The organism is Streptomyces sp. NPDC098789, from assembly GCF_044759975.1.
Taxonomy (GTDB): Bacteria; Actinomycetota; Actinomycetes; order Streptomycetales; family Streptomycetaceae; genus Streptomyces.
In genome coordinates this window covers 26,135-51,284 of the sequence record NZ_JBIWAJ010000016.1, presented here as the reverse complement: position 1 = coordinate 51,284, position 25,150 = coordinate 26,135, and the positions used below count along the sequence as shown (strand labels likewise).

General features: G+C 74.0%; 28 protein-coding genes. 18 read left to right on the top strand and 10 right to left on the bottom strand.

Features of this window, described 5'->3' with window-relative positions; genetic code table 11:
* Window positions 1-82 precede the first annotated feature (82 nt).
* Complete coding sequence (locus ACIQWR_RS28470; RefSeq protein WP_404015175.1) at window positions 83-784, bottom strand: VIT family protein; 702 nt, start codon at window positions 782-784, stop codon at window positions 83-85.
* Window positions 785-850: 66 nt separating this feature from the next.
* On the opposite strand from ACIQWR_RS28470, the gene ACIQWR_RS28465 reads away from it, so the two are divergent.
* Both ACIQWR_RS28465 and ACIQWR_RS28460 read left to right on the top strand, forming a co-directional pair.
* Window positions 851-1,954, top strand: coding sequence for a PP2C family protein-serine/threonine phosphatase (locus ACIQWR_RS28465; RefSeq protein WP_404015173.1), 1,104 nt, complete (start codon window positions 851-853; stop codon window positions 1,952-1,954).
* Window positions 1,955-2,059: 105 nt separating this feature from the next.
* Window positions 2,060-2,380: a hypothetical protein gene (locus ACIQWR_RS28460; protein WP_404015170.1), complete on the top strand. Its 321-nt coding sequence runs from the start codon at window positions 2,060-2,062 to the stop codon at window positions 2,378-2,380.
* A gap of 138 nt (window positions 2,381-2,518) precedes the next feature.
* Here the strand turns inward: ACIQWR_RS28460 and ACIQWR_RS28455 are convergent, their stop codons facing one another.
* Window positions 2,519-2,773 (bottom strand): hypothetical protein, encoded by a 255-nt coding sequence (locus ACIQWR_RS28455; RefSeq protein ID WP_354383481.1) that lies wholly within the window; start codon window positions 2,771-2,773, stop codon window positions 2,519-2,521.
* Between the two features lie 105 nt (window positions 2,774-2,878).
* Here ACIQWR_RS28455 and ACIQWR_RS28450 point away from each other — a divergent pair, with 105 nt between their 5' ends.
* Window positions 2,879-3,250: an ArsC/Spx/MgsR family protein gene (locus ACIQWR_RS28450; protein ID WP_404015167.1), complete on the top strand. Its 372-nt coding sequence runs from the start codon at window positions 2,879-2,881 to the stop codon at window positions 3,248-3,250.
* 60 nt (window positions 3,251-3,310) lie between these two features.
* Complete coding sequence (locus ACIQWR_RS28445; RefSeq protein ID WP_404015164.1) at window positions 3,311-3,811, top strand: GNAT family N-acetyltransferase; 501 nt, start codon at window positions 3,311-3,313, stop codon at window positions 3,809-3,811.
* Between the two features lie 676 nt (window positions 3,812-4,487).
* On the opposite strand, the gene ACIQWR_RS28440 is transcribed toward ACIQWR_RS28445, so the two are convergent.
* The 3 genes from ACIQWR_RS28440 to ACIQWR_RS28430 form a co-directional block, all read right to left on the bottom strand.
* The gene (locus ACIQWR_RS28440) at window positions 4,488-4,709 is read right to left on the bottom strand and encodes a helix-turn-helix domain-containing protein (RefSeq protein ID WP_404015161.1); all 222 of its coding nucleotides are present in this window, start codon (window positions 4,707-4,709) and stop codon (window positions 4,488-4,490) included.
* Complete coding sequence (locus ACIQWR_RS28435) at window positions 4,709-5,194, bottom strand: DUF2975 domain-containing protein (RefSeq protein ID WP_404015159.1); 486 nt, start codon at window positions 5,192-5,194, stop codon at window positions 4,709-4,711. Before ACIQWR_RS28435 ends, ACIQWR_RS28440 begins: the two co-directional genes overlap by 1 nt.
* Before the next feature lie 489 nt (window positions 5,195-5,683).
* The gene (locus ACIQWR_RS28430; protein ID WP_404015157.1) at window positions 5,684-6,445 is read right to left on the bottom strand and encodes an alpha/beta fold hydrolase; all 762 of its coding nucleotides are present in this window, start codon (window positions 6,443-6,445) and stop codon (window positions 5,684-5,686) included.
* A gap of 249 nt (window positions 6,446-6,694) precedes the next feature.
* Between ACIQWR_RS28430 and ACIQWR_RS28425 the strand changes: the two genes are divergently transcribed.
* From ACIQWR_RS28425 to ACIQWR_RS28410, 4 genes are all read left to right on the top strand, one after another.
* Window positions 6,695-7,186 carry a MarR family winged helix-turn-helix transcriptional regulator gene (locus ACIQWR_RS28425; protein ID WP_404015154.1) on the top strand — a complete coding sequence of 164 codons (492 nt, stop codon included), beginning with the start codon at window positions 6,695-6,697 and terminating at the stop codon, window positions 7,184-7,186.
* On the top strand, window positions 7,183-8,607 hold the full coding sequence (locus ACIQWR_RS28420) for a PLP-dependent aminotransferase family protein (protein ID WP_404015151.1): 1,425 nt from the start codon (window positions 7,183-7,185) through the stop codon (window positions 8,605-8,607). Before ACIQWR_RS28425 ends, ACIQWR_RS28420 begins: the two co-directional genes overlap by 4 nt.
* Window positions 8,608-8,713: 106 nt before the next feature.
* A complete protein-coding gene (locus ACIQWR_RS28415) occupies window positions 8,714-9,715 on the top strand; it encodes an SMP-30/gluconolactonase/LRE family protein (RefSeq protein ID WP_404015148.1) in 1,002 nt (333 codons plus the stop codon).
* A 52-nt stretch (window positions 9,716-9,767) separates the two neighbouring features.
* Window positions 9,768-10,304 carry a hypothetical protein gene (locus ACIQWR_RS28410; RefSeq protein WP_404015146.1) on the top strand — a complete coding sequence of 179 codons (537 nt, stop codon included), beginning with the start codon at window positions 9,768-9,770 and terminating at the stop codon, window positions 10,302-10,304.
* 52 nt (window positions 10,305-10,356) lie between these two features.
* On the opposite strand, the gene ACIQWR_RS28405 is transcribed toward ACIQWR_RS28410, so the two are convergent.
* Window positions 10,357-11,295: a Gfo/Idh/MocA family protein gene (locus ACIQWR_RS28405; protein ID WP_404015603.1), complete on the bottom strand. Its 939-nt coding sequence runs from the start codon at window positions 11,293-11,295 to the stop codon at window positions 10,357-10,359.
* 195 nt (window positions 11,296-11,490) lie between these two features.
* Here ACIQWR_RS28405 and glnII point away from each other — a divergent pair, with 195 nt between their 5' ends.
* From glnII to ACIQWR_RS28390, 3 genes are all read left to right on the top strand, one after another.
* A complete protein-coding gene (gene glnII / locus ACIQWR_RS28400) occupies window positions 11,491-12,510 on the top strand; it encodes a glutamine synthetase (protein WP_399267361.1) in 1,020 nt (339 codons plus the stop codon).
* A 221-nt stretch (window positions 12,511-12,731) separates the two neighbouring features.
* Window positions 12,732-13,706, top strand: a complete 975-nt coding sequence (locus tag ACIQWR_RS28395; protein ID WP_404015143.1) for a DUF6891 domain-containing protein — start codon at window positions 12,732-12,734, stop codon at window positions 13,704-13,706.
* Between the two features lie 345 nt (window positions 13,707-14,051).
* The gene (locus ACIQWR_RS28390) at window positions 14,052-14,678 is read left to right on the top strand and encodes a winged helix-turn-helix domain-containing protein (protein WP_404015141.1); all 627 of its coding nucleotides are present in this window, start codon (window positions 14,052-14,054) and stop codon (window positions 14,676-14,678) included.
* A gap of 99 nt (window positions 14,679-14,777) precedes the next feature.
* Here ACIQWR_RS28390 and ACIQWR_RS28385 read toward each other — a convergent pair whose 3' ends face one another.
* Entirely contained in the window at window positions 14,778-16,238 is a 1,461-nt protein-coding gene (locus ACIQWR_RS28385) for a PepSY-associated TM helix domain-containing protein (RefSeq protein ID WP_404015139.1), read from the bottom strand.
* Between the two features lie 61 nt (window positions 16,239-16,299).
* Window positions 16,300-17,064: a hypothetical protein gene (locus ACIQWR_RS28380; protein WP_404015136.1), complete on the bottom strand. Its 765-nt coding sequence runs from the start codon at window positions 17,062-17,064 to the stop codon at window positions 16,300-16,302.
* Between the two features lie 177 nt (window positions 17,065-17,241).
* Here ACIQWR_RS28380 and ACIQWR_RS28375 point away from each other — a divergent pair, with 177 nt between their 5' ends.
* The 5 genes from ACIQWR_RS28375 (at window position 17,242) to ACIQWR_RS28355 (ending at window position 22,795) form a co-directional block, all read left to right on the top strand.
* Window positions 17,242-17,832 (top strand): rhomboid-like protein, encoded by a 591-nt coding sequence (locus ACIQWR_RS28375; protein ID WP_404015134.1) that lies wholly within the window; start codon window positions 17,242-17,244, stop codon window positions 17,830-17,832.
* Window positions 17,833-17,898: 66 nt separating this feature from the next.
* Window positions 17,899-18,693 (top strand): tyrosine-protein phosphatase, encoded by a 795-nt coding sequence (locus tag ACIQWR_RS28370; protein WP_404015600.1) that lies wholly within the window; start codon window positions 17,899-17,901, stop codon window positions 18,691-18,693.
* 146 nt (window positions 18,694-18,839) lie between these two features.
* A complete protein-coding gene (locus tag ACIQWR_RS28365; protein ID WP_404015132.1) occupies window positions 18,840-20,777 on the top strand; it encodes a hypothetical protein in 1,938 nt (645 codons plus the stop codon).
* A gap of 72 nt (window positions 20,778-20,849) precedes the next feature.
* The gene (locus tag ACIQWR_RS28360) at window positions 20,850-21,749 is read left to right on the top strand and encodes a metal-dependent hydrolase (RefSeq protein WP_404015129.1); all 900 of its coding nucleotides are present in this window, start codon (window positions 20,850-20,852) and stop codon (window positions 21,747-21,749) included.
* A complete protein-coding gene (locus ACIQWR_RS28355) occupies window positions 21,749-22,795 on the top strand; it encodes a PDR/VanB family oxidoreductase (protein WP_404015127.1) in 1,047 nt (348 codons plus the stop codon). The genes ACIQWR_RS28360 and ACIQWR_RS28355 overlap by 1 nt, the downstream gene beginning before the upstream one ends.
* A 23-nt stretch (window positions 22,796-22,818) precedes the next feature.
* Here the strand turns inward: ACIQWR_RS28355 and ACIQWR_RS28350 are convergent, their stop codons facing one another.
* Both ACIQWR_RS28350 and ACIQWR_RS28345 read right to left on the bottom strand, forming a co-directional pair.
* Window positions 22,819-23,226: a hypothetical protein gene (locus tag ACIQWR_RS28350; RefSeq protein ID WP_404015124.1), complete on the bottom strand. Its 408-nt coding sequence runs from the start codon at window positions 23,224-23,226 to the stop codon at window positions 22,819-22,821.
* Window positions 23,219-23,731, bottom strand: coding sequence for a hypothetical protein (locus tag ACIQWR_RS28345; RefSeq protein WP_404015123.1), 513 nt, complete (start codon window positions 23,729-23,731; stop codon window positions 23,219-23,221). Before ACIQWR_RS28345 ends, ACIQWR_RS28350 begins: the two co-directional genes overlap by 8 nt.
* A 110-nt stretch (window positions 23,732-23,841) precedes the next feature.
* On the opposite strand from ACIQWR_RS28345, the gene ACIQWR_RS28340 reads away from it, so the two are divergent.
* A complete protein-coding gene (locus ACIQWR_RS28340) occupies window positions 23,842-24,597 on the top strand; it encodes a TetR/AcrR family transcriptional regulator (protein WP_404015120.1) in 756 nt (251 codons plus the stop codon).
* Between the two features lie 10 nt (window positions 24,598-24,607).
* Window positions 24,608-25,144 carry a GNAT family N-acetyltransferase gene (locus ACIQWR_RS28335; protein WP_404015117.1) on the top strand — a complete coding sequence of 179 codons (537 nt, stop codon included), beginning with the start codon at window positions 24,608-24,610 and terminating at the stop codon, window positions 25,142-25,144.
* The last annotated feature ends 6 nt before the right edge of the window (window positions 25,145-25,150 follow it).

Below are 25,150 nucleotides of genomic sequence, written 5' to 3'. Positions count from 1 at the left end.
GGAGGTGCCCCCGGTCGGGGCCGGAGTGGGCCGGCCCAGGACTGGGCAGGCGGGGCCTCGGCGGTCACGCCAAAGGCAAGGGCTAGGTGGCACCCAGCCAGGTGCCGACCCCGTAGGTCACGGCCATGGCCACCGCACCGCCCAGCACATTCCGAAGCACCGCCCGCGACACCCCCGCCGCCCCCAACCTCGCACTCACCCACCCGCACAGCGCAAGGGCACACAACACCGCCCCCACCGTCACCGGCACCCGCCACCCCACCCCCGGCAGCACGATCGCCAGCAGCGGCAGCACGGCCCCGACCGTGAACGCGACCAGGCTCGCCAGCGCCGCGTGCCACGGGTTCGCCAGCTCGTCCGGGTTGATCCCCAGCTCCACCCGGGCGTGCGCCCGCAACGCGTCCCGTTCCGTCAGCTGCTGCGCGGCCTCCAGCGCCACCTCCTCGCTCAGGCCGCGCGCCTCCAGCAGCCCGGCCAGCTCCGCCAGCTCCGCCTCCGGCTCCTCCGCCAGCTCCCGCCGCTCCAGCTCCAGCGCGGCCCGTTCCGAGTCGCGCTGCGAGCTGACGGACACGTACTCCCCCGCCGCCATCGACAGCGCACCCGCCAGCAGCCCGGCGACCCCGGCCGTCAAGATGGCCGAGCGGCTCGTCGTCGCCCCGGCCACGCCCACCACCAGCCCGGCCGTGGAAATGATCCCGTCGTTGGCCCCGAGCACCCCAGCCCGCAACCAGTTGAGCCGGGTGCTGATGGCCCCGCTCTGCGATCCCTCGTCATCGTGCGTCACGGGTCCACTCTCCGGCACGCGCCGGCCCGGCGTGCGCGCCCACGCCCCTGGCACCAGGGTGGAGAGGTGAGACGAGGACGCGAGCAAGCCGGCTGGCTGCGCGGGGAGCCCCCGCCGCGCTGGGCCCGCCTCGCGCCCGCCGTCGCCCTCGCGGTGCTCGTGGCCGCCCAGGCCCTGACCCCGGGCAACGTGGAGCTGGGGTTCTTCCTGGCCGGACTGCCCCCGGTCGCGGCGTTCTCGTACGGGGCGACCGGCACCGCGTTCTTCGCCGCCCTGGTCCTGGCCCTGCTCGGCCTGCCGGGCCTCGGCGTCGGTCACGCCCGGGGCACCGACCTCGCCACCGTGGCCGCGATCGGGCTGCTCAGCGTGGTCATCGCCTGGGTGCGCAAACGCCGGGACGCCCAGCTGGTCAGCGTCCGGACGGTGGCGGAGGCGGCCCAGCTCGCCGTGCTGCCGCCCGCGCCGCCCGAGGTGGGCCCGGTCCGGTGCGCCGGGCTGTACCGGGCGGCCCAGCACGGCACCCTGGTCGGCGGCGACCTGTACGACGTACGGGCGGGCCCGCACGGGGTCCGCGCGCTCGTCGGGGACGTCCAGGGACACGGGCTGGCCGCGGTCGCCACGGTGGCGGCGCTGCTCGGCGCGTTCCGCGAGTCGGTGCTGGACGACACCGGCCTGGCGGCGGCCGCGGCCCGCCTGGACCGGCGCCTGCGCACCGACGCCGAGAACGCCTCGAACACCGAGCTGTTCGCGACCGCCCTGCTGCTGGAGTTCCCGCCCGCGCTCGACCTCGTACGGATCGTCTCCTGCGGCCACCCGCCGGCCCTGCTGCTGCGCCACGGCTCGGTCACCGAGCTGGCGGCGGAACCGGGCCCCCCGCTCGGGCTGGGGCTCTGGGACCTCGACCCGCCCCACGTCGGCGTCACGGCCCTGCGCCCCGGCGACCGGCTGCTGCTGTACACCGACGGGGTGACCGAGGCGCGGGACGCGATCGGCGCGTTCTACCCGCTGGCCGACCGGGTACCGGCGCTCCTGGCGGGCACCCCGGCGGACCTCGCGGGGCTGACGGAGGCCGTGTGGCGGGACCTGGTGCGCTTCACCGACGGCGGCCCGCGGGACGACGTGGCCCTGCTCGTCCTGGCCGTCCCGGGGGCGGTGACGACTCGGTCCTGATCATGTGACCAAACAACGACAACCACCCATTTGGGTCATTCCTCATGTTTCCCTCGGTGATCACAGCTCGCGCACCACCACCGATCCGGAAGCTGGGGAACGATCATGAGGGCACCGCACAAGTACAAGAGGCGCATGGCCGCGATCACGGCGCTCGCGGCCGCCACCGGACTGCTGACCGGCGCGGTCTTCCTCGGCACGGACGACGACGGCAGCGGCGACGGCGTGACGGGCCGCCCGGGCAGCAACGGTTCCGTCATCGAGGCCCCGGCCCCGGGCCTGGTGTCCTCGGACCTGGTCTCCTCGGACCTCGTCCACGCGGCCGAGGACGGCGGCAGGGTGGTCGCCCTGCCCCTCGACGACGGCGACGGCGACGGCGGTGACCGCACCCAGTCCATCGAGGCCCTCGGAAACCTGCTGCCGTGACCCAAGGAGCAGGTCTACGGCTTCAGCTTCCCGAAGGCCCCCGGGACTACGTAGCCCGAGCTCGCGGCTCGCGGCTCGCGGCTCGCGGCTCGCAGTGCGGTCACCGTCACCGCCACCGTCACCGACGGCCGGTGGGGCTCAGCCGGCTTGACGGATGAACGTCCGGACCATCCGGCAGGTGACGTTGGACGGCCGGTGGATGCCCACCCGCACCGCCATCGTCCGGATCTTCCGGTTCGTCGCGCGCTTGGCGTCGTACGTCCCCGTGTCGAGCAGGGAAATCGCCAGCCGCATCGCCTTGAGACGGCGGTTGTGGCTCTCGTACCACTCGCGGGGCAGACCCGCGGGCAGTGGCTTCTTCTTGGGCATCGAAATGATCGCGGCAGCGGCCATCTACAGCCTCCCAAACGGTAGTTGGCTTCCTGTCGTGCTCCTTTGATTTTACTGGGGACCACTGACAAAAGCCCCTGGCCAGACCGCCCTCGCTAGGCTTCGGCCATGGAGATCTGGATCAACCCCGCCTGCTCGAAGTGCCGCAGCGCGCTCACCCTCCTCGACGCCGAGGGCGCCGACTACACGGTGCGGCGCTACCTGGACGACGTACCGTCCGAGGACGAGATCCGCGCGGTGCTCGACCGCCTCGGCCTGGAGCCGTGGGACATCACCCGTACGTCCGACCCGCTCGCCAAGGAGACCGGCGTGCGGGAGCTGCCGCGCGAGGCGACCGACGCCGCCCGGGCCCGCTGGATCACCCACCTCGCGGCTCACCCGAAGCTGATCCAGCGCCCGATCATCACGGCCGACGACGGCACCGCCCTCGTGGCCCGCACGGACGAAGCCGTCCGCGAGGCCCTCTCCCGGCACGCCTGACGGCGGACGCGCTCAAACCCGCTGGCCGGGGGCGTCGGCGGACGCGTAGCGTCGGTGCGCGTGACTCCTTCCCTGCGCACCGCGCGCCTTGCCCTGGACCCGTACACGCCCACGGACGAAGAGGACTTCGTCGCCCTGTTCCAGGACGAGCGGGTGTCGCGGTGGATGGGCGAAGGGCCCGTGCCGGAGGCCGAAGACCGGGCCCTGTTCGGGCGGATCTTCACGAAGGTCTACGCCGGGAAGCTCTTCGACGTCTGGGCCGTCCGCCGCGACGGGCGCCTCGTGGGCCACGCCGAGATCAAACCCACCGCCGAGAGCGGCGGCCACGAGATCATCTACGCCCTCTCCCCCGACGCCTGGGGCGCCCGCCTCGGCACCGAGATCGCCGAGGCGCTCATCGCGTACGCCACCACCACCCTCGCCCTGACCGAGGTCCACGCCACGGTCGCCGCGGAGAACGCAGCCTCCCTGGCCCTGTTGGCCCGCATCGGCTTCACGTACACCAAGGACATCCCCGAACCCGACGGCAGCACGACCCGATTGTTGAGTCGGGGGCTGTAGGGGGTTGGTGTAGGGGGGTGGGCGGTGGGGGCGGAGCGGGGGTGGGCGCGGCTTCGCCGCGGTGGGCGGGGGCTTCGGCGGGGCGGGGTCGGGGAGGTTCCGGGGGCTGCCCGTCAGTTCCACTGTCTCTCCGCGCCGGGGCGACCTGTCAAGGGCGCTCCCTGCGGTCGCGTCGCTGCGCGATGGCCTGCGGCCACCCTTGACAGGCCACCCCGTCACGGAAAGCCAAGAACTGTCGGGCGGCCCCCGGGGGAAGGCATGGGGGACCTGATCCTGTGCGACTGGATTCCGGGCAATGAGGCAGCGGCCCTGAGTGCGGCCTTGCCGCGCCCTCCGGGCGAACAAGCGACAGACGACAAGCCACAAGAGCGCCTTCAGATCGCTACGCGCTTCTCCGAGAGAAGCGTCAGCGGGCTGATTTGGGCTGGTGAGTGGTGCTGGAGGGTGGAAGCTCGGCCCCACCGAGCAGGAGTCGGATCAGGAGACGGCGGGGACTCAACACCCCTCCAAAATGCCCGTTGCATGATGGTTTGTTACCCACGCCTCGGGTCGGGCGGACGCCAGACCCTCCCAATACTCGGCCTCGCCGAGTTCCAACCCTCCACTGCCCGCAGATGCGTCCTCGGCGGGCACCTATGGAGATCTTTGGGCACCTGTGGGCAGATTGGGGAGGGTGTCAGGTGCCTGTGGGGGCGTCGCCTTCCCAGCGGAGCAGGTCGCCCGGCTGGCATTCCAGTGCCTCGCAGAGTGCGGCGAGTGTCGCGAAGCGCACCGCCTTGGCGCGGCCGTTCTTGAGCACTGCCAGGTTGGCGGGCGTGATTCCCACCCGATCCGCGAGGTCGCCCACGGACATCTTCCGCCTGGCCAACATCACGTCGATGTCGACGACGATCGGCATCAGATCACCTCGTCCAACTCGGCCTGCATCTGCGACGCTTCGACGTCGCGCGCGACGGCTTGGGCGAGCAGCATCCGCAGTACGAGCACGATGAGCGCAACGCCCAAGATGGCCAGACCGATCCCGCCCATGATGACGGTGACACCCGGATCCTCCCGCTGGCCGGGCGCGTTGATCGCGGTGACCGTGAACCACAGGAGGGAAAGCGCCACGATCGCACCGATCACGGCGTCCACGTACCGGAAGGCCGCGTGGGAGAAGACCGTCCCGCGCCGCACCATCGTCACCAACCGCCACACACTGACCAGGACAACCTGGGCCGCCAACATGCCCAGGATGACGATCACGCGCATCGGCGTCAGCGGGAGCGCCTCGTCGTCCGCGCCGGTGACCAGCACCCACACCATCCCCACCTGAACGAGCAAGGTGCCGGTGAGCAACACCCCGAGCACGGCTCGAAGCGCACTCACTGCCAATTTTCCCATGACCCACTCCTCCCATCACCCCATCGACTTACGATGAGAATCTATCGAAAATCGATAGGTCAGGCAAGGTACTCCCACCCACAACACCCCGCAGACGCTTCTCTCGGAGAAGCGCGTAGCGATCTGAGCGCGTTCTTGTGGCTTGTCGCTTGTGGCTTGTCGCTTGTGGTCGCTGTCTGTTCGCCCGGAGGGCGCGGCAAGGCCGTACTCAGGGCAATGGCCTCACTGCCCGGAATCCAGTCGCACAGGATCAGGTCCCCCCTGCCTTCCCCCGGGGGCCGCCCGACAGTTCTTGGCTTTCCGTGACGGGGTGGCCTGTCAAGGGTGGCCGCAGGCCATCGCGCAGCGACGCGACCGCAGGGAGCGCCCTTGACAGGTCGCCCCGGCACGGAGAGACAGTTGAACTGACGGGCAGCCCCCGGAACCCCACCGACCCCGCCCACCCGAAGCACCCGCCCACCGCGGCGAAGCCGCGCCGCACCCACCCCCCTACCCCACCCGCCGCGTCAGTTCCGCCGCGGCCGTGAACGGGAGGGCGTGGTGGGAGGTTCCGGGGATTACGGCGACCAGCGCGTCCGGCACTGCCTCGGCGGCGGCGCGGGCCGCGCGTTCGGCGACGTGGCACCGGGCCTCCCCGGCGAAGAGCGCCAGCATCGGCACCCCCGCGCGCACCGCACGCGCGCCGCCGCCCAGCACCGGGCGCGGCCCCGTCACCGGTCGGGCGGTCGGGAAGCCGGCGGCGGCCGTGCGCATCCGCAGCCAGGCCGGGTCGAGCGCGGCGCCCCCGGTCTCCCAGGCCAGGAAGGAGCGGATCCGCTCCGGGGTGGGGCGCAGCAGCATCGGCAGGGCCCGCGCCACGTAGCCGGGGCGCAGCCCGGCGAACACCTGGGTGGGGTCGAGCAGCACCAGCCGCCGCAGGCGTTCGGGCCGGCGGGCGGCGTAGTGCGCGGCGATCCACCCGCCGTAGGAGTAGCCGCCGAGCTCCACGACCTCCTCCCCCAGCCCGTCGAGGACGGCGTCGAGCCACTCGATCAGGTCCTCCACCGTGCGCAGCGGCCGCCCCTCGGCCCGCACGCTCAGGCCGGGTTCCCCCACCAGGTCCACGGCGTGCACCCGACGTTCGCGTGCGAGCCCCGCACGCAGGCACTCCCCCCACACCAGCGACGAGGTACCGCCGCCGGGGAGCAGCACGAGCGGCGGAGCCCCCTCCGGGCCGATGCTGTTGACGCGGGTGGAGCCGTAGGGGGTCACGAGCGAGCTAGCGCCGACCACCCCCGACCCGGACCACTGACGGAGCGCATCCTCATAGGCGGCGCGAAACCCCGCACGGCGACCGGCACCGCCGATAACGGCGGCGGAGCGCTCGGCATAGGGGCGCTCGGCACCGGAGCGTTCGGCACCGGAGCGTTCGGACATGATGATCGACCCCATCCCCTCGATGAGCGATACTCTCGCTGAGCGAGATATCTCTATCCGTGCCGGATCCTAGGCGGAGGCGCCATGCCCGACAACCCGACCCCGACCCCGGACCTCGGCCCAGACCCCCACCCCCACCCCGACCCCGACCCCCTAGAGCCGGTCCACCTGCTTCGGGCCGTCTCCGTCGAGTTCGGGCTGCGCCAGGCGGAGTTCGGGGCCGCGCACGGGATGCACCCGACCGACGTCCGGGCGCTGTTCTGCCTGCTCGACGCGGCGCGCGCGGGCGAGAGTGCGACCGCGGGGCTGCTGGCCGCGCGGCTCGGCCTCAACTCGGCCGGCACGACCGCCGTGATCGACCGATTGGAGCGGCTCGGCCACGTCACCCGGAGCCGGGACCTGGTCGACCGGCGCCGGGTGCTGCTCCAGGTCTCCCCCGAGGCCGTCCGGCTGGGTCGGGCCGCCTTCGGCCCGCTGGTCGACGGCCTGGTCGAGCTCCTCGGCACCTTCGACCCCGTCGAGCGCGCCGCCGTCACCCGGTTCCTGAGCGCCGCCCGAACGGCCCTCGCCCCGTGACCGGCCGCCCGCCCCACGACCCGACCCCGGCCTCCGGGGCCGCCACCGGCGCCGACCTCCACCTGGACCTCCCGCCGGACGGTCCCCGTCGCACCGCGCTCGCCCGGGCGTTGCGCGACGCCGTCCGCAGCGGCCGTCTGGCGGCCGGGACGCGGCTGCCGCCCTACCGTTCCCTCGCCGTCGACCTCGGGGTGGCCCGGGGCGCGGTCTCCGACGCCTACGCCGAGTTGGTCGCCGAGGGCTGGTTCACCGCCCGCCAGGGCTCCGGGACCCGGGTCGCGGAGGGGGCGGCGGTGCGTCCGGCGCGTCCCGCGTCCGGGCCGGCGCCGGCGCTCCGGGGGCACGCGTACGACCTGACCCAGGGCAAGCCCGATCCCGCCTCCTTCCCGCGCGGCGCCTGGTCCGCGAGCGCCCGCCGGGCCCTGGCCGCGGCTCCGGACGACGCCTTCGGGCCCGGGGACCCGCGCGGGCGCCCGGAGCTGCGGCGGGCGCTGGCCGAGTACCTGGCGCGGGCGCGGGGGGTGCGTACCGACGCGGAGCACGTCGTCGTCTGCGCGGGTTTCGCCAACGGCCTGCGCCTGCTGGCGGGGTTGCGGCCGCGGGACTGGGCGGTGGAGGAGTACGGGCTGCCGTTCCACCACGGGATCCTGGCGGCGGCGGGCGTGCGGCCGCACCCCGTTCCCCTGGACGGGGACGGGGCCCGGACCGACGCGCTGCCGGCCCGGGCGCGTACGGTCCTGCTCACCCCGGCCCACCAGTTCCCGACCGGCGGGCCCCTGCTCCCGGCGCGCCGCACGGCGGCCGTGGAGTGGGCGCGGTCCACCGGCGGCGTGATCCTGGAGGACGACTACGACGGGGAGTTCCGCTACGACCGCAAGCCGGTCGGCGCCCTCCAGGGCCTGGCACCGGAGCAGGTGGTGCACGCGGGCTCGCTGAGCAAGAGCCTCTCCCCCGCCCTGCGGCTGGGTTGGCTGGTCCTGCCCGACGCGCTGGTCGGGCAGGTCGTGGCGGCGAAGGGGCTGCGGGAGTCCTGGACGAGCGCCGTGGACCAGCTGACCTTCGCCGACTTCCTGGACTCGGGCGCGTACGACCGGCACGTCCGCCGCATGCGCCACCGCTACCGCGACCGCCGCGACCACCTGGCCGCCACCTTGACCCGGCGGGCCCCGCAGGTCCGGGTCACGGGGATCGCGGCCGGCCTGCACGCCGTCCTCGGACTCCCCCCGGGCACGGAGTCCGCGGCCCTGGCGGCGGCGCGGGGGGCGGGCCTGCTGCTGGACGGCCTGTCGGAGTACCGCCACCCCGCGGCCGGGCCCCTCGGGAGCCCCCAGGAGGGCCTGGTCGTGGGCTACGCGGGCTTGGGCGACCGGGGGTTCGCGGAGGCCGTCGAGGTCCTGGCGGGGGCGCTGGGCAGCATGTGATCCACGACTCCTCGTTCGGATTGATCTTGCGCGGACAGGATCCTGTCTTGCAGTGTTCTGTTCATGCCGAAGGATATTCGGCACCTCACCTGGAGGGGACACGCGCATGACCACGTACGCGACCAGCGAGCGCCCCGCGCTGTACGAGATGTTCGACGAGCGGTTCCGGACCGGCCGGTGCATGAACGGCGACGCCGACCTCGAAGTCCTCCACACCGGCTGCCGGTGGGCCGAAGGGCCCGTCTACCTGCCCGCCTGGCGGCAGTTGGTGTGGAGCGACATCCCCAACGACCGGATGCTGCGCTGGGACGAGGAGACCGACACCGTCAGCACCTTCCGCCGCTCGGCCGGGCACACCAACGGCAACACCCTCGACCGGCAGGGCCGCCTGATCACCTGCGAGCAGGGCAACCGCCGGGTGACCCGGACCGAACACGACGGCACGATCACGGTGTTGGCCGACCGCTGGCAGGGCAAGCGCCTGAACAGCCCGAACGACGCGACGGTCCGGTCCGACGGCTCGATCTGGTTCTCCGACCCAGACTTCGGCATCACCAGCGACTACGAGGGCCACCGCGCGCAGAGCGAGATCGGCGCCAACAACGTCTACCGCATCGACCCCGGCACCGGCGAAGTACGACTGGCCGCCGACGGCTTCGGCGCCCCCAACGGCCTCGTCTTCTCGCCCGACGAGCGGCAGCTCTTCGTCTCCGACACCCGGGCCGGGCGCATCCGCGTCTTCGACGTGCGCGAGGACGGCACCCTCTCGGACGGCGCCGTCTTCGCCGAGGCCGGGGCCCGCGGCGGAGCCCGCTTCGACAACCTCCGCTTCGACGACGGCGGGCGCCTGTGGGTGGCCGCCATGGACGACGGGGTGCACTGCTACGACCCCGACGGCACGCTCATCGGACGGCTGCGCGTCCCCGAGGCGGTGTCCAACATCGCGTGGGGCGGGGCCAAGCGCAACCGGCTCTTCATCACGGCCGAGACCAGCCTCTACTCCGTGGTCATGGCCGTCACCGGCACCCACCCGACCGGCCCGGGCCGGCGCCCCTGGCTCGACGCGGGGCTCCCGATGACCCCGGCGACCCCCGACCTCGTACGCTGATCACCACATAGGGGACCTCTGCCCACAAAAGGACACCACCCGAAGGACACCGATGAGCGACATCACCCCCGCCGCGACCGCCCCCGCGCCCCCGCCCCCGCTCCCCCGACCGCACCGGGGCGCCGACTGGATGTTCGGCGGGGTGTACGGGACGGTGCTGGCCAGCGGGCTGCTGGCGGCGCTGGACCAGAAGGGCGGCGAGTCCACTCCGTACTACGACGCCAGCTGGGTGCTGGTGACCGCCGCGACCGCCGCCCTCGCGCACGGGTACTCGCACCACATGACCACCCACCGGGACGGCTCGGCGGGACACCGGTGGCGGCTGTTGGCGCGGGCGATGGTCAACGAGTGGCCGATGATCGCGGCCACCCTGCCCACCGTGGTCCTCCTGCTGCTGGCCGACGCGATCGGCTGGGACTCGCACGGGGTGACGGCCGTCGGACTCGGCCTGAACACCGCGCTGCTCTTCGCATGGGGGGCCGTGGTCGCGATCCGGGTGGGCTACCGGCTGAGCTCGGCGCTGCTGATCGGAGCGGCGGACGCCACGATCGGACTGGTGATCATCGTGGCGAACGCGCTCATCAAATAGCGGCCGGAGCCGTCCCTACGCCTTACGTCCCACGCCCCACGCCCTGCTACGACTACGCCCAGACCTGGGACTCCGCCTCCGCGAGGATCTCCGTCAGCCGGGCCCCGAAGGCCGCGTCCCGCGGATCCGCCACGCCCGTGCGCGCCGAGGTCAGCAGGGCGTCCAGGGCCCGGCCGTAGGCGCCCGGTACGTCGCTCCAGTCCGGGAGGCCGTGGACGCCGGCCTCGCCGCGCAGCTCCAGGCCGACCCCGGCGGCGGCAGCGGGGGCGCCGAGGCTGAGGGTGGCCGTGCTGGCCGCGCCGGAGGTGTGCAGGAGGGCCAGCTGGACGACGTCGGCGGGGCCGCGCGCGGCGGTGACCCGGACCACGTCGCCCAGGACGGGGATGAGGACGGACAGGGCGTGCGGGCCCACGTCCCACAGGCCGCCCTTCTCCTTGCGCCAGGGCGAGTCGGCGTACGCGCTGGGCGCGCCGTCGGGCGGGAAGACCGCGCCGAGCCAGTGGGCGCTGGCGGTGAACCAGCCGTCGCGGGCGGCCTGTTCCTCGACCCAGCGGGCGGTGGGCTGGGCGAAGCGCAGGGTGAGGAAGACGACGGAGGCGACCTGGTGGCGCGCGGCGGCTTCGGCCACGGCGCGGGCCTGCTCCACATCGGTGGCCACCGGTTTGTCGAGCAGCAGGTGGCAGCCCGCGGCGGCCGCGCGGACGGCCAGCGGGGCTTGGACGTCGGGGGGCAGGGCGAAGGCCACGACGTCACAGTCGGCGAACAGGGCGTCGGGGTCTTCGTACACCTTCACCCCGTACTCGCCCGCCAGTTCGGCGGCGGCCTCGGGCCGTCGCCCCCAGATCCCGGCGAACGTGGAGCCGGTGTGGGCGGCCAGGGCGGGGGCGTGGGTGCGGCGGGCCCAGGGGCCCGTACCGAGCAGGCCCACGCGGGGCGGGGCGCCGCCGGGCAGGTCGGAGCCGTCACTTGCGGAAGTCAAATCATACGAAATGCTCACGCGCCCAGTCTGCACGACGCGCACGCCGCCCGGGCGGACGCACGCCCGCTCTCTCCCACACCCCGCCCCGGGCCGTAAACACCGGTAACACGGGGTTCACACATGGGCAACGGAAGAGAAATCGCGAGCGGGCACGCTGCGGTCATCACCGCAGTCACCGCAGCACCCGCAGAGTCAGAGGACGGTCCCGTGAGCTACAAGGCTGAGTACATCTGGATCGACGGCACCGAGCCGACGGCCAAGCTCCGCTCCAAGACGAAGATCATGTCGGACGGCGACGAGCTGCCGATCTGGGGCTTCGACGGATCGAGCACGAACCAGGCCGAGGGCCACGCCTCCGACCGGGTGCTCCAGCCCGTGTTCTCCTGCCCGGACCCGATCCGCGGCGGCGCCAACCTCCTCGTCCTGTGCGAGGTGCTCAACATCGACATGACCCCGCACGAGTCGAACACCCGCGCACTGCTGCGCCCGGTCGCCGAGAAGCACGTCGCGCAGGAGTCGATCTTCGGCATCGAGCAGGAGTACACCTTCTTCGACGGCATCCGCCCCCTCGGCTTCCCGGTCGGCGGCTTCCCCGCGGCCCAGGGCGGCTACTACTGCGGAGTCGGCTCGGACGAGATCTTCGGCCGCGAGATCGTCGAGAAGCACCTCGACCACTGCCTCGCGGCCGGCCTGAGCATCTCCGGCATCAACGCCGAGGTCATGCCCGGCCAGTGGGAGTTCCAGGTCGGCCCCGTCGGCCCGCTGGAGGTCTCCGACCAGCTGTGGATCGCGCGCTGGCTGCTCTACCGCACGGCCGAGGACTTCAACGTCTCGGCGACCCTGAACCCCAAGCCCGTCAAGGGCGACTGGAACGGCGCGGGCGCGCACACCAACTTCTCGACGAAGGCGATGCGCGAGGACTACCGCGCGATCATCACCGCCTGCGAGTCGCTGGGCGAGGGCTCCAAGCCGCTGGACCACGTCAAGCACTACGGCGCCGGCATCGACGAGCGGCTGACCGGCCTGCACGAGACCGCCCCCTGGAACGAGTACAGCTACGGCGTATCCGACCGCGGCGCCTCGGTCCGCATCCCGTGGCAGGTGGAGAAGGACGGCAAGGGCTACATCGAGGACCGCCGCCCGAACGCCAACGTCGACCCCTACGTGGTGACCCGCCTGATCGTGGACACCTGCTGCACCGCCCTGGAGAAGGACGGCCTGGTCTGAGACCGACCCGCCCGCCGACGACGGCGCCCGCCGACCCCCGCGACCGCGGGGCCCGGCGGGCGCCGTTGTCAGTGGGTCGTGCCACCGTTGTCCCCATGACGGGGACCACGGGGATCACGGAATCGACAGGTACGACAAGTACGACGGCGAAGCGGACAGGGACGACAGCGAAACCGACGGGGGCGAGACCGGGGGCGACGACGGAGCCGGCGGGGGCGGCGTTGGCCATCAGGATCGGGACGGAGCTCGGCGAGGCCCACGTGCGGCCCGGGCACGGCGAGTTGGAGCGGCTGGCGGAGCGCATCGGCGCGGACGGGGACCGCTTCCTCGTCGTCGAGCGGATCCCGAGCGATCCGGACGTCTACGTGCAGGTCTGGCACGACGCGGCGGACGCCGGGCCGCGGACCTACCAGTTGGAGCACCGGGACGGTGACTCCGGGCGCCACTTCCGCGCGCATCCGCGCAGCGCCCGCGAGGTCGGCGCGGTGCTGGCCGGCTGGGCGCGCGGGGACGCGGACTGGGATCGGGGGACGGTCTGGGAACACGTCCCCTTCCCGGCGGCGCAGACGGCTCCGCCGCTCGACGCCACCGTGCGCCGGGAGTTGGAGCAGCGGGTCCGCCTCGCGCTGCGGTGCGGTTACGACGGGCGGCCCGAACTGGCCGAGCTGGCCGAGGACTACTTGGTGAACGGTCCGGTGCGACCGGTCTCCGAGGCGCAGGCCGCCGAGCTGGTGCTGCGGCTGTGGCGGGAGCGGGTCGCGGAGCAGGCGGGCTGGGTCGGCGAGACCGATCCCGAGCGCGTGTCGCGGGCGTTCGTGGCGTTGGAGGCCGCGGGGATCACCGCCCGGCAGGACTTCGCCTGCTGCCGCGGCTGCGGCCGCGCGGAGATCCGGGGCGTCGGGGCCGAAGGGGCGCGCGGCTTCGTCTTCTTCCACCGCATGTGCACCGAGGGCGCGGCGCAGGGCGGTGACCTCATCCTGATCTACGGGAGCTTCGGGGCGAGCGGGAGAACGGGGTCGGACGGGGAAACGGACGGGGCGCCGGACGAAGGGGCGGAGGAGGCGTCGACCGCGGCGGTGGGCCGCGAGGTGGTCGCCGCCCTGGCGGAGGTGGGGCTGCGATGGCTCTGGGACGGATCTGCCCATGATGCGATACGCGTGACGGAACTGGACTGGCGCAAGCGACTGACCCGCTGACGGTTTGTCCGGTATTGATGCGGTGCCATGCGGCCATGATCACGGAATATGAGATTCCGATCCAGCAGGTGAGACGGGGTCTGCCCTGCGCCCCCGACATCTGCTTGAATGGCCGCATGGCCGGCTACCCGCACCACTCCTCGACAGGTCGCAGCGACCTCGAGCCGTTCTGGCCTTCCCGTCAGGATCACGATTTCGACCGGGTGTGTTGCCGCGCGAAGAACGCGCCGGCCCTCTAAAGCCTTCCGGAACCTCTGCTCCAGACCTTCCCGAAGGCCTTCGGTCTGCGCGGTACGACGACGCACGTCTCCTGCCGACTCCCCCGCGTGAAAGAGCTGACCACTCATGGCGAACACCCGTACCCTCTCCACCGCTGCCACCGCCGCGACCGTCCACCGCCCCTACCCGCCCAGTACGAACCCCAGCCCCCGCCACCGGCTGCGCGCCGTCGACCGGGACGAGGTCGCCCGCGTGGTGGACCTGCTGCCGCCCGGCGCCACGTGGCTGCCCGCGCCCCAGCACACCGTGCCGACGCTGCCGGGCCAGCCGCCGATGGTCGGCTACCTGGTGCTCGTACCGGCCGATCACCAGCAGCCGCCGATCGCCTTCGCCCCGTCCCCGTTCGCCACGACCCCCTTCGGCCCGGGCACCCCGGCCCAGGCGGCGGCTCCCGCCCCGGCCGTCACGGGCGACGCGCTCGTGCGGATCGACTCCGAGCAGCGCACGGCCGAGGTCGACGGCGAGGTGCTGGACCTGACGTACCTGGAGTTCGAGCTGCTGGCGCACCTGGTGGCGAACCCGCACCGGGTGCACAGCCGTGACCAGCTGGTCACCACGGTGTGGGGCTACGGCCACGTCGGCGACGGCCGGACCGTGGACGTCCACATCGCCCGACTGCGCCGCAAGCTGGGCACGTCGAACCGCAGCGCGATCCAGACCGTGCGCCGGGTGGGCTACAAGTACGCCCCCTGAGCGCTCGTGCGCAGTCGGCCGAAGTGAACTGAACTGGTACCGACGGTGGGCCCGTGCTTCGCGAGGGGAGGCACGGGTCCACCGTTCGTCCGTACGGGACTACGCGGCCGGCGCCCCGCGCCTGGCCTTGGCCCGGCCGACCGCGCCGAGCACCATGTCGACGGCCAGGAAGCCCAGCAGGCTGATCCCGAGCAGCGGCACGAACCAGCCGACCACGGCCGTCGCCGCGGCCAGCGGCAGCAGCGCCGTCAGGGGCGCCTTGCGCCAGGCGCCGCGCGGCTGGACCCGACCCACGGACAGCGTGCGATCCTTGGTCGGCCGGCGCAGCCACCACATCCGGTAGCCCCAGAAGACCAGGAACATCAGGGCGAGTCCGAGCGCCGCCAGCGCGAGCTGGTTGACCAGCCCGAACAGCAGCCCCATGTGCCCGTCGATGCCGAAGCGGGTCAGCTTGGCGAGCAGCGGGTAATCGGCGAAGCGCAGCTCGTCCATGACCGCGCCGTCGGCGGGGTCGACGGAGACCGCGTCGAGGTGGACCGGGACCGTGCGGTCCCGCTCCTTGATGACGTACCCCTTGCCCTGGGCGGGCAGGGTCACCTGGAGCTGCTCGGTGACCCCGGCCGCGCGGGCGGCCGCGACGGCCTTGTCGATGCCGACGTCCGGGCCGACGGGCATGATCATCTGGCCGTTGGCGTCGATCTGGTGGTTCGCGTGCTCGTCGCCGCCGTCGTCGGCGCCGCCCTTGAGCTTGGCGGAGACGGACGGCGTGGCGCCGCCCAGCTGGTCCTGGAGCTGCCCGATGTTCTCACCGGCGTACTTCGACCAGGTCAGGCCGGTGGCCGACAGGGCCACCAGGCCCACGACGGCCCACAGGCCGACGGTGCCGTGCCACGACAGGGTGCGGCGGCGGCCGGTGGCCGCGCGGTCCGGCAGGACCAGGTCCGCCCGGCGCTTGCGCGTCCGGCCGATCCACAGCGCGAGTCCGCCGAGGGCGACGACCCAGAGCCAGCTCGCGGCCAGCTCGCTGTAGTTGCGCCCGATCTCGCCCAGTTGGAGGTTGGAGTGGAAGGCGCTGAGCCAGGCGCGCAGCGGCAGCGCGTCGCCGCTCGTGGCCAGCTGGCCCCGCACGTCGCCGGTGTAGGGGTCGACGAAGACGGTGAGCGTCTCGCCGTCCGCGAGCCCGGGGCTCTTCATGATCACCCGGGTGGTGGCGTCCGCCTCCGGCGCCGGCCAGACGCCGGTGACCTCGCCCTTGGGTGCGGCGCCCTTGGCGGCCTCGACCTGTGCGCTGAGCGGCAGGACCTGCTGGCCGACCCGGGCGACGGTCAGCTCGTCGGAGTAGACCACCTTCTCCGCCTGGAAGGAGAGGGCGTACATCAGCCCCGTCGCGGCGGCGACGAAGAGCAGCGGGGCCACGAGCAGCCCGGCGTAGAAGTGCATGCGCAGGACGAGCGGGCGCAGGCCCGCCCAGGCGCCGCGCCGCGGGACCTCGGGGGTGGGGGCTGGGGCGGGTGCGGCGGCGGCAGCAGCGCCGGCGTCTCTGATTTCTTCGATGGACATGACGGTCCTAGGTGTTGGCGAAGACAGGGGGAAGCGGCCCCAGGTCTCGCCGGATCGCCGGTCAGGCGCAGGCAGGACGGCCGGGGGCCGTGGCGCGGGTGGTCAGCCACCCGGGTGGTCCCCGTCTGACGGCGTCATGGGCGTGGGCGGCTCCGCGCAGCGCGCGCGGCGGCTCCGGCGTGCGGGGGCGCACGGGGCGTGCGGGCGTGTGGGGGCGGTGCGCCCCTACGAGCGCCAGCGCCCGGCGCAGCGGCGCGGCCGCGACCACGGCGAGCGACCCCAGCGCGCGGGCGAGCCGGAAGACGGCGGCCTCGCCCCAGGCGAGCCAGATCGCGCAGAACAGCGCGGCGAGCACGTGGGCGGCGATCATGCCGAGCCCGCCGTGCCCGGCCATGGCACCCATGCCCGACATGGCGTCCAGGCCCGGCCCGGCATCCACCCCGGGTATCGCACCCAAGCCCGGTACGGCGTCCATCCCGGGCATGGCGGCCATGTCCGCCGCGGCGCCGTGGTGCATGCCGGCGGCGCCGTGGTGCATGCCGGCCATGCCCGGCATGTCGATCACGGGGGCCGCGGGCGGCGCGGGCGCCGTGGCGGCGGAGCCGAGCGGGGCCGAGCGGTCGAGCGCCGCGGCCGGGACCGCGGCTCCGGCCCCGTGCGGCTCGCCCGCCGCGGAGAAGATCAGGTGGAGCACGCCCTGTACGGCGACGAGCGCGGCCCCGATGGCCACACCCCCGCGCCGCCGCCCGGCACCGAGCCAGGCGAGGGAGCCCGTCGCCCCGAACGCGGCCAGGAGGCCCGCGACCGGAACGTCATGGCCAGACATGTACGAATGCCCCAATGCGGCCAAAGCGACACACACCGCCGCGAACATCGCGGCCCGCGTACGGCGCATCGGCGCGGGGGCAGGTGACATGGTCCGCACATGTTCCCACCCGTCGCGCGGCACGGGAACGGCGGTACCGGTTGCGCGGGCCACGTACCCATGACCGATCATGATCAGGTGAATCCACTACTGCTGGGGCCGGTCTACACCGGCGGCGTGCAGCTCGGCGCCTACGCGCTGGAGCGGCTGGGCGAGCGGGAGCGCGAGCAGGTGCTGCGGGGCTGCTCGACCAATGTCGACAACCTCGCCGCCGGGCGCTGGGAGACCCTGCTGAGCAGCGCCTTCGTGGTGGAGGAGCCGATGCCGCTGCCCTACGCGCTGCTGCTGCTCGCCGTCCTCGGGTACGCCGAGTACGCCTACGGGGCCTGGTGGACCGCCGGTGTGTTCCTGCTCGGGCACGCCGGGGCCACGCTGCTCGTGTACGGGACGCTGCGGGCGCGCCGGCCCGGTCCGGGCACCCGGCGGGCGGTGGACGTGGGGACCAGCTACGGCTTCAACGCGGTCCTGGGCGCCCTCACCTCGGCGCTGCCCCGCGGGGCGGCGCGGCACACCGCCCGGGCGGGGTTGCTGGCGCTCGGGCTGCGGCCGGTGCTGCGGCGCGAGCGGACCTTCACGGACGCCGGGCACCTGCTGGCGCTGGGGATCGGGGTCGGGCTCTCGCTGGCCGCCGATTATCTTTCCCGCCCGAATCATTCGAAAATAGGCTAAGAGCCACCCGTACAAAAGAGTCACCTGCACAAAAGAGCCACCCGTACAACGCTGGAGTTGCCCACGATGACCGCCACCCCGTCCACCACCGTCGCCAACCTCCGCGACCTCGGCGGCACCCGAATAGCCGGTGGCCGCACGGTGCGCCCCGGCCTGGTGCTGCGCTCCGGCCAGCTCGACCGGCTCGACCTCGCCGCCGACCCCGTCGTGGCGGCCCTGGGACTGCGGACGGTCATCGACTTCCGCACCGACGCCGAGCGCGGCGACCACCCGGACGTGCCCCCGCGGGAGGCCCGGATGCTGGTGGCCGACGTCCTGGCCGACAAGGTGAACGCGGGCGGCATGCCCGCCGCCGCGCAGCTCAAGGACCTGCTGTCCGACCCCGCGGTGGCCCAGCGGCACCTGGGCGGCGGGAAGGCACAGGCGCTCTTCGCCGAGACCTACCGGTCCTTCGTCAGCTCCTCCTCGGGCCAGGAGGCGTACCGGACGCTGCTGACGGAGCTGGCGGACGAGGAGTCGGGGCCGCTGCTCTTCCACTGCACGGCGGGCAAGGACCGCACCGGGTGGGGGGCGACCGTGGTCCTCGCCCTGCTCGGCGCGGACGACGAGACGCTGATGGAGGAGTACCTCTCGGTCAACCCGGCCGTCCGCAAGGCCTTCGCGCCGATGATCGAGGGCTTCACGATGGCGGGCGGCGACCCGGAGATCGCGCTCGCCCTGATCGGGGTCGTGCCGGAGTACCTGGAGGCGGCCCTGGACGAGGTGGCCGTGCGGTACGGCTCGATGGAGAAGTACGTCCGCGAGGGCCTCGGCGTCCCGGACGCCACGGTCGACGCCCTGCGCGCCCGGCTGACCGCCTGACCGGCCGGCCCGCCCCGCGCCCGAACCGCTGACCGGCCGGCCCGGCCCCGACTCGGCCCCGGCGCGGCCAAGTGCCGCGCCCGGGGCCCGAGTCGGCCGGGTGCCCGGCCGGGTGACCATCCGGGCATTCGCTCGTTCTGCTGAACGTGACTGCGCCGGACACCGCCACCCGCCCCCGCCCGCACCCCCTCGACGCCGGGGTCGACGTCGAGCGCGCCGAGGCCGCCATCGTCGAGCACTACCCGCGGCTGGTGCGGCTCGCCTACCTCGTGCTGCCGCCGTCGCTCGGCCGCAACCGCCGGGTGCTGACCGCGCACGCGCTGGCCCAACGGGCCCTGCCGCGCGGCCGGGAGGCCTCCGGCGCGCAGGGGCTCGTACCGTTCCAGCGCGGCGGGCAGGACGGCGATCCCGGCTCCGACGCCGGTTACGCCTACGTCCGGCTCCGGGTGCTGCGCGCCGCGCTGGAGGCCGGGCTCCCGCTGACCTTCCGGGCGTTGCCCCGGCGCGCGCAGCTGCCGCCCGCGCTGCCGCAGGTGTGGGGGCTGCGGCTGTTCCCGCGCTCCGGCGGGGCCGAGGAGCTGGCCCTGGACCAGTGGCTGGCCACCCTCGACGGGCCCGCCCGGGCGGCCTGTGTGCTGCGCGCGTTGGAGCGGCTGGACGGCTCCGAGGTGCTGCTGGTGCTGACCGAGGCCGGGGTGGTGGATCCGGAGGCCGCGCTCGCCGCCGCCGGGGGGCCCGAGAACGACTCCCTGTTCGCCTCGCCCGAGTTCGACCCCTGCGTGCTCCAGGCCCGCCCCACCGACCTGCTGCGCCGACGGCGCTGGGTGCGCGGTTCGCTCGCGGCGGGCGCCGCGCTGCTGGTCGGCGGGGCGCTGCTCGCGCTGCCGGGCGGGGGGTGGGGCTCCGACGGCGCCGCCGCGCCCGCGTACGCCCGTAACGCCGCGGCGGAACAGGCGCTGGACCCGGCGCGGGTGACCCGGGCGGCGGCCGCGCAGTGGCGCACGGCCGACCGCGCCGGCTTCTCGGTCTGGCCCGCGCGGGGCGACCGCCAGGGCGACAAGGAGCTGCTGCGCCGCGCGCTGGCCGTCTGGGCCCGTCCCGGTGCCTCGGTGGTGGTCTCGGCGACCCCCGACACCCCGGCGGGGCCGCCGATGGGACCGCCGCAGCTGCTGTTCGCGGGCACGGTCGACCAGGCGGTCGTGGTGCTGATGCACGACGGGCTGCGCGTGGTGCGCTACGCGGAGCCGCTCTCGGGGACCTCCGGCGCGGCCCTGGACTTCGCCCGTACGGACGGGGCGACGGCGGAGACGGCGACCGCGCTGGTGCTGAGCCGGGTCGACGGCAACGTCCGCTACCTGACGGCGCCCTGGGTGACGGGGGTGACGGTACGGGACCTGCTGAAGCCCGCGGACGCCCCGACGCCGCTGCGCCTGGGCCCGGACGGCATCACCGCCCCGGTGGCGGGTCCGGCTCCGGCCGGTTCCTGTACGGCCTGGAACGCGCTGGCCCTGGAGACCGCCGCCGGGCCCCGGCTGGTGACGGACCTGGGCGAGCTGACCCCGGCCCGGCTGACCTCGGGGGCCCCGGGCGCGGCGCGCGACGTGACGCAGGCGGCGGAGCTGAGCGAGTGGTCGCGGATCGCGTGTCTGCTGCCGGCGGTCCGCTCGCACGGGGTGCGGACGGTCAACTCGTGGGCGTACGCGCGCCAGCCGCTGCCGGAGGGCAACGGCACGGCGGCCTGGCTGTGCACCCGGGCCGAGACCTGGCGGGGCACCGCGGACCGGGTGCAGGCGCAGTTCCTGGCGCCGGGCGCGCAGGTGGCGGCGCAGGCGGCCAAGGCGGAGGGTTCGCCGGCGTGCGGGCCGCGGGAGCCGCAGGTGCTGGCGGGCGTGCTGTGGAAGTCGCAGGGCGGTCACTGGTACGTGCTGGCGGCGGGCACGGCGCAGTTCACGTCCCTGTCGGTGACGGGCGGGGCCACGGGGTCGGCGGCCGGGAACCGGTTGGCCGTGAAGGCGGCGGAGGGCGCGCAGGTGGAGCTGTCCGGGAAGCTGACGGACGGCACGAAGGCGGGCGTCCTGCGCTGAGGCGGTGACGGCGGGGCGCGAATCGGTGCGCGGGGGGTGTTGCACCGGCTTACCCATCAGTACATTGACGCCATGTCTAATACGCCGTCCGCACCTGCACCCGCACCCGTGGCGTCGGAGCACATACCGCTCAAGGCCCGGAACGTGTCCTTCTCCTGGGAGGACACCCCGCTCCACTGGCTGCCCGGCGACCCCTTCGCCGGGCACACCATGAACGTGCTGCACCTGCTGCTCCCGGCGGGCGAGCGCTGGTTCGTGCACGTCTACAAGCAGGTGCTGCCGTACATCACGGACGAGCGGCTGCGGGCGGACGTGGTCGGCTTCATCGGCCAGGAGGCGATGCACGCGGCCGCGCACGACGACGTACTGCCCCACCTCAAGCGCCTCGGCCTGGACCCCACCCCGTACACCGCGCAGGTGGACTGGCTCTTCGAGAAGCTGCTCGGGGACCGCACCCTGCCGCCGGGCCGGGCCCGCGAGTGGTGGCTCAAGGAGCGGGTGGCGACGATCGCCGCGATCGAGCACTACACCGCCTTCCTCGGCAACTGGATCCTGAACGCCGACGAGCTGGACCGGCGCGGCGCGGACCCGGTGATGCTGGACCTGCTGCGCTGGCACGGGGCCGAGGAGGTCGAGCACCGGGCGGTGGCCTTCGAGCTGTTCATGCACATCGACGGCGGCTACCGGCGCCGGGCCAGGACCTGGGCGACGGCCTTCACGGCGCTGGTGTTCCTGTGGCAGCGCGGCGCCCGCTTCTTCATGGAGAACGACCCCGGTCTGCCGCGGGCCAAGGCCTCCCTCGGCCAGTTCTTCCGGGCCGGGCAGCAGGGCGTACTGCCCTCGACGGGGGCGATGCTGAAGTCGATCCCCTCCTACCTGTCCCGCTCGTACCACCCCTCGCAGGAGGGCTCGACGGCCCAGGCCGTGGCGTACCTCGCCAGCTCGCCGGGCGCGAACGGCGGCGCCCTGTGATGCGGCGCGCGGCCGCGGTGGGCGCCGCGGTCGGCGCCGCCTGGCTGACGCGGCGGGCGCTGCGCCGCCGGATCGAGCGCTCGCCGCTGTGGCCGCTCCCGGCGCTGGAGCAGCCGATCTCCGGGTACTCGCCGCGCCGGTCGCTGCGCGCGCTGATCGTCTCGCGGACGGAACCGGCCGAGGGGGTGCTCCGGCTGGTCCTGGAGTCCGCGGCGCTGCCCGCGTGGGCCCCGGGCGCGCACGTCGACGTCACGCTGCCGTCGGGGCTGGTGCGCCAGTACTCGCTGTGCGGGGACCCGGCGGTCGCCGGCCGGTACACCATCGCGGTCCGGCTGGTGGAGGACGGGCGCGGGGGCTCGCGGGAGGCGCACGCGCGGCTGACGGAGGGCTCGGAGCTGGAACTGCGGCCGCCGCGCAACCGGTTCGCACTGGCTCCGGCCGCCTCGTACGTCTTCGTCGCGGGCGGGATCGGGATCACCCCGATCCTGCCGATGCTGCGCGCGGCCACGGCCGCGGGGGCCGGGTGGACGCTGCTGTACGGCGGGCGGAGCCGGGCTTCGATGCCGTTCCTGGACGAGTTGGCGGCGTACGGGGAGCGGGTCACGGTGGTCCCGCAGGACGAGGCGGGCCTGCCCGACCTGGCCCCGGTGGCCGCGGCCGCGCCCGGCACCGCGGTCTACTGCTGCGGCCCGGGGCCCCTGATGGCGGCGGTGGTGGCGGCGGCCCCGCCCGGGGTGGAGGTCCGGCTGGAGCGGTTCGCCCCGGCCGCGGCCACGGGGGCGGAGCAGCCGTTCACGGTGACCCTCGGCCGTTCGGGCCGCACGATCGAGGTCCCGGCGGACGGGACGACGCTGGCGGCGGTCCTGCGGGAGCTGCCCAACACCCCGTACTCCTGCGAGCAGGGTTTCTGCGGGACCTGCAAGCACGGCGTGCTGGCGGGCGAAGTGGACCACCGGGACGACCTGTTGACGGACGCGGAACGGGAGAGCTCGATGCTGCTGTGCGTGTCCCGGGCACGGGGCGGGCAGCTGACGCTGGACCTGTGACGCGGCGACTGTGACGACGGGCGCTAGTGGACGACCGCCCACACCGTGGCCAGCCGCGGCAGGACGCCGAAGAAGCAGATCAACCAGACTCCGTCCGGCCGGCGGCGCGGGTCGGCGAGCGCCGCGGCGACCAGGAGCGCCGCCGTCGGCCACAAGGCGAACACGCCCAGGGTGGAAAGGCCCAGGGAGCACACGGCGACCCAGCTGGCGACGGCCGTGCACGCGCCGAAGAAGGCGTACGGGCGGCGGAAGAAGGGCGTCGCCAGCACCGGCAGGGCGATGCCCAGGGCCATCTCGGTGAGGTAGGTGTGCCACCCCGCGTGGTGGATCGCGGTCGCCATCAGGAACGCGGCGTCCAGCGCGGCGATCACGGCCAGGGCCCGTTGCACCCCGTGGACGCGGTCCTCGTCGGGGCGGGCGGGCTCAGACATCGCCGGGCCCGAGGGCGGGAGCGAGGTAGTAGGTCCACGCCATGGCGGCGACGCACCAGAGCGAGAAGGCCAGCAGGAGGCCGCCCAGGACGGTCAGCACCCGGGCGGCGCGGGGCCGTCGGCGGCCGTCGGCGAAGGCGGCGAACAGGAGCAGGATGCCGGAGGGCGCGAAGAAGAACAGGCCCACCAGGGCGCCGAGCACGCTGCACACGGTGTAGAGGACGCCCAGCACGGCGGCGCCCGTCGTGAAGCCGCCGCGGATGCGCAGCAGCAGGAGCGGCGCCGCGAAGAGGGCGATCAGCAGGAGGAAGGAGCCCCCGAAGTAGGGGTCCGACGCCATGACGAGGGCCACGAGGAGCGCGTTGAGCGCGGCGCCCCAACCCAGGGCGCGCTGCTGCCCGGTGGGTCTGCCGTCCTCCGCCCCGCCCGCGTCCCACAGGAACCCGCGCACGCACCCCGCCCGCGCACCGGCACCCGCCCGCGCACCGGCCGACATTTCGGCCATCGCCGCACCCCCGTTCCTCGACCACCGAACCCGCTCCTTTGAACGCGTTCAGTTGAACGCGTTCAACATAGCGGATGCCGCCCGGCCCGCACTACCCGTAGGGTGTTGGCATGACAACCGGGGTGCGACGCAGGATGGGTGTCGAGGAGCGGCGGCAGCAGCTGATCGGCGTGGCGCTGGATCTCTTCAGCAACCGGTCGCCCGACGAGGTGTCGATCGACGAGATCGCGGCGGCCGCCGGGATATCGCGACCGCTCGTCTACCACTACTTTCCGGGCAAGTTGAGCCTGTACGAGGCCGCGCTGCGGCGCGCCGCCGACGAGTTGGCCGCGCGCTTCGACGAACCGCCGGAAGGGCCCCTGGGCGCCCGGCTGCTGCGGGTGATGGGCCGGTACTTCGCCTTCGTCGACGAGCACGGACCCGGCTTCTCCGCCCTGATGCGCGGCGGCCCCGCGGTCGGCTCCAGCCGGACGAACGCGATGATCGACGAGGTCCGCCAGGCCGCCTACGAGCAGATCCTCAGCCACCTCGGCGTCGAGCGGCCGCCCGCGCGGCTGGAACTGATCGTGCGCTCCTGGGTCTCGCTCGCCGAGTCCACGGCGCTGATCTGGCTCGACGGCCGCCGGATCCCGCGCGCCGAGCTGGAGCTCCAGCTGGTGCACGACTTCGCCGCGCTGGCCGCCGTGAGCGCCGCGTACGACGAGGAGATGGCCGGCCTGCTGGTGCGGATCCTCGCGGACGAGCCCGCCGACGGCCCCTTCGGCGAACTGGTCCGGCGGCTCGCGGCGTTCATCCCCGCCGCACCCGGGGCACCCGCGCCCGCCGCCCCCGCCACGGCGCACCGGTCGGTGCCCCGCCCGCGGTGATAATGACCGCGTGATCATTGACGACGGGATCTTGTTCCGGCAGGCCGAGGAGAAGGACGCCGCGACCCTGGTGGCCCTGTACGACCAGGCCGCCCGGTGGATGCGGACCCAGGGCATCGAGCAGTGGAAGCCGGGCGAGAAGGGCGTGGAGCACTTCCGGGCCCGGATGGCCGACGGCGAGGTGTGGATCGCCGCCGACGCCGACGGCCGGGTGTGCGGGGCGTACGAGCTGTGGTGGTCCGACGAGGAGGCCTGGGGCGTCCAGCCGCCGGTCGCCGGGTACGTGCACCGGTTGATGGTCGAGCGCGAGGCCGCGCCCGCCGGGGCCGGGCGCCGACTGCTCGAACACGCCGAGCGGCGCATCGCCCGGGCCGGCCTGGAACGGGCGCGGCTGGACTGCATCTCCACCAACCCCCGGCTGCTGGCGTACTACCAGGGCGCGGGCTACCGGGTGGTCGGGGAGTTCCCGTCCAAGCAGGCCCAGGACGGGCGGGTGTACGGGGTGATCCTGTTGGAGAAGCGACTGGACCGCCTCACGGTGGTGTGAGGCGGT

Excerpts from the sequence above, each read along its gene's own strand:
- ACIQWR_RS28380 (WP_404015136.1), bottom strand. The coding sequence starts at position 17,064 with ATGTCTGGCCATGACGTTCCGGTCGCGGGCCTCCTGGCCGCGTTCGGG.
- ACIQWR_RS28455 (WP_354383481.1), bottom strand. The coding sequence starts at position 2,773 with ATGGCCGCTGCCGCGATCATTTCGATGCCCAAGAAGAAGCCACTGCCC.
- ACIQWR_RS28390 (WP_404015141.1), top strand. The coding sequence starts at position 14,052 with ATGGCGAACACCCGTACCCTCTCCACCGCTGCCACCGCCGCGACCGTC.
- ACIQWR_RS28350 (WP_404015124.1), bottom strand. The coding sequence starts at position 23,226 with ATGTCTGAGCCCGCCCGCCCCGACGAGGACCGCGTCCACGGGGTGCAA.
- ACIQWR_RS28340 (WP_404015120.1), top strand. The coding sequence starts at position 23,842 with ATGACAACCGGGGTGCGACGCAGGATGGGTGTCGAGGAGCGGCGGCAG.
- ACIQWR_RS28410 (WP_404015146.1), top strand. The coding sequence starts at position 9,768 with ATGAGCGACATCACCCCCGCCGCGACCGCCCCCGCGCCCCCGCCCCCG.
- ACIQWR_RS28460 (WP_404015170.1), top strand. The coding sequence starts at position 2,060 with ATGAGGGCACCGCACAAGTACAAGAGGCGCATGGCCGCGATCACGGCG.
- ACIQWR_RS28415 (WP_404015148.1), top strand. The coding sequence starts at position 8,714 with ATGACCACGTACGCGACCAGCGAGCGCCCCGCGCTGTACGAGATGTTC.
- ACIQWR_RS28450 (WP_404015167.1), top strand. The coding sequence starts at position 2,879 with ATGGAGATCTGGATCAACCCCGCCTGCTCGAAGTGCCGCAGCGCGCTC.
- ACIQWR_RS28355 (WP_404015127.1), top strand. The coding sequence starts at position 21,749 with ATGCGGCGCGCGGCCGCGGTGGGCGCCGCGGTCGGCGCCGCCTGGCTG.
- ACIQWR_RS28385 (WP_404015139.1), bottom strand. The coding sequence starts at position 16,238 with ATGTCCATCGAAGAAATCAGAGACGCCGGCGCTGCTGCCGCCGCCGCA.
- ACIQWR_RS28435 (WP_404015159.1), bottom strand. The coding sequence starts at position 5,194 with ATGGGAAAATTGGCAGTGAGTGCGCTTCGAGCCGTGCTCGGGGTGTTG.
- ACIQWR_RS28345 (WP_404015123.1), bottom strand. The coding sequence starts at position 23,731 with ATGGCCGAAATGTCGGCCGGTGCGCGGGCGGGTGCCGGTGCGCGGGCG.
- ACIQWR_RS28440 (WP_404015161.1), bottom strand. The coding sequence starts at position 4,709 with ATGCCGATCGTCGTCGACATCGACGTGATGTTGGCCAGGCGGAAGATG.
- ACIQWR_RS28360 (WP_404015129.1), top strand. The coding sequence starts at position 20,850 with ATGTCTAATACGCCGTCCGCACCTGCACCCGCACCCGTGGCGTCGGAG.
- ACIQWR_RS28370 (WP_404015600.1), top strand. The coding sequence starts at position 17,899 with ATGACCGCCACCCCGTCCACCACCGTCGCCAACCTCCGCGACCTCGGC.
- ACIQWR_RS28425 (WP_404015154.1), top strand. The coding sequence starts at position 6,695 with ATGCCCGACAACCCGACCCCGACCCCGGACCTCGGCCCAGACCCCCAC.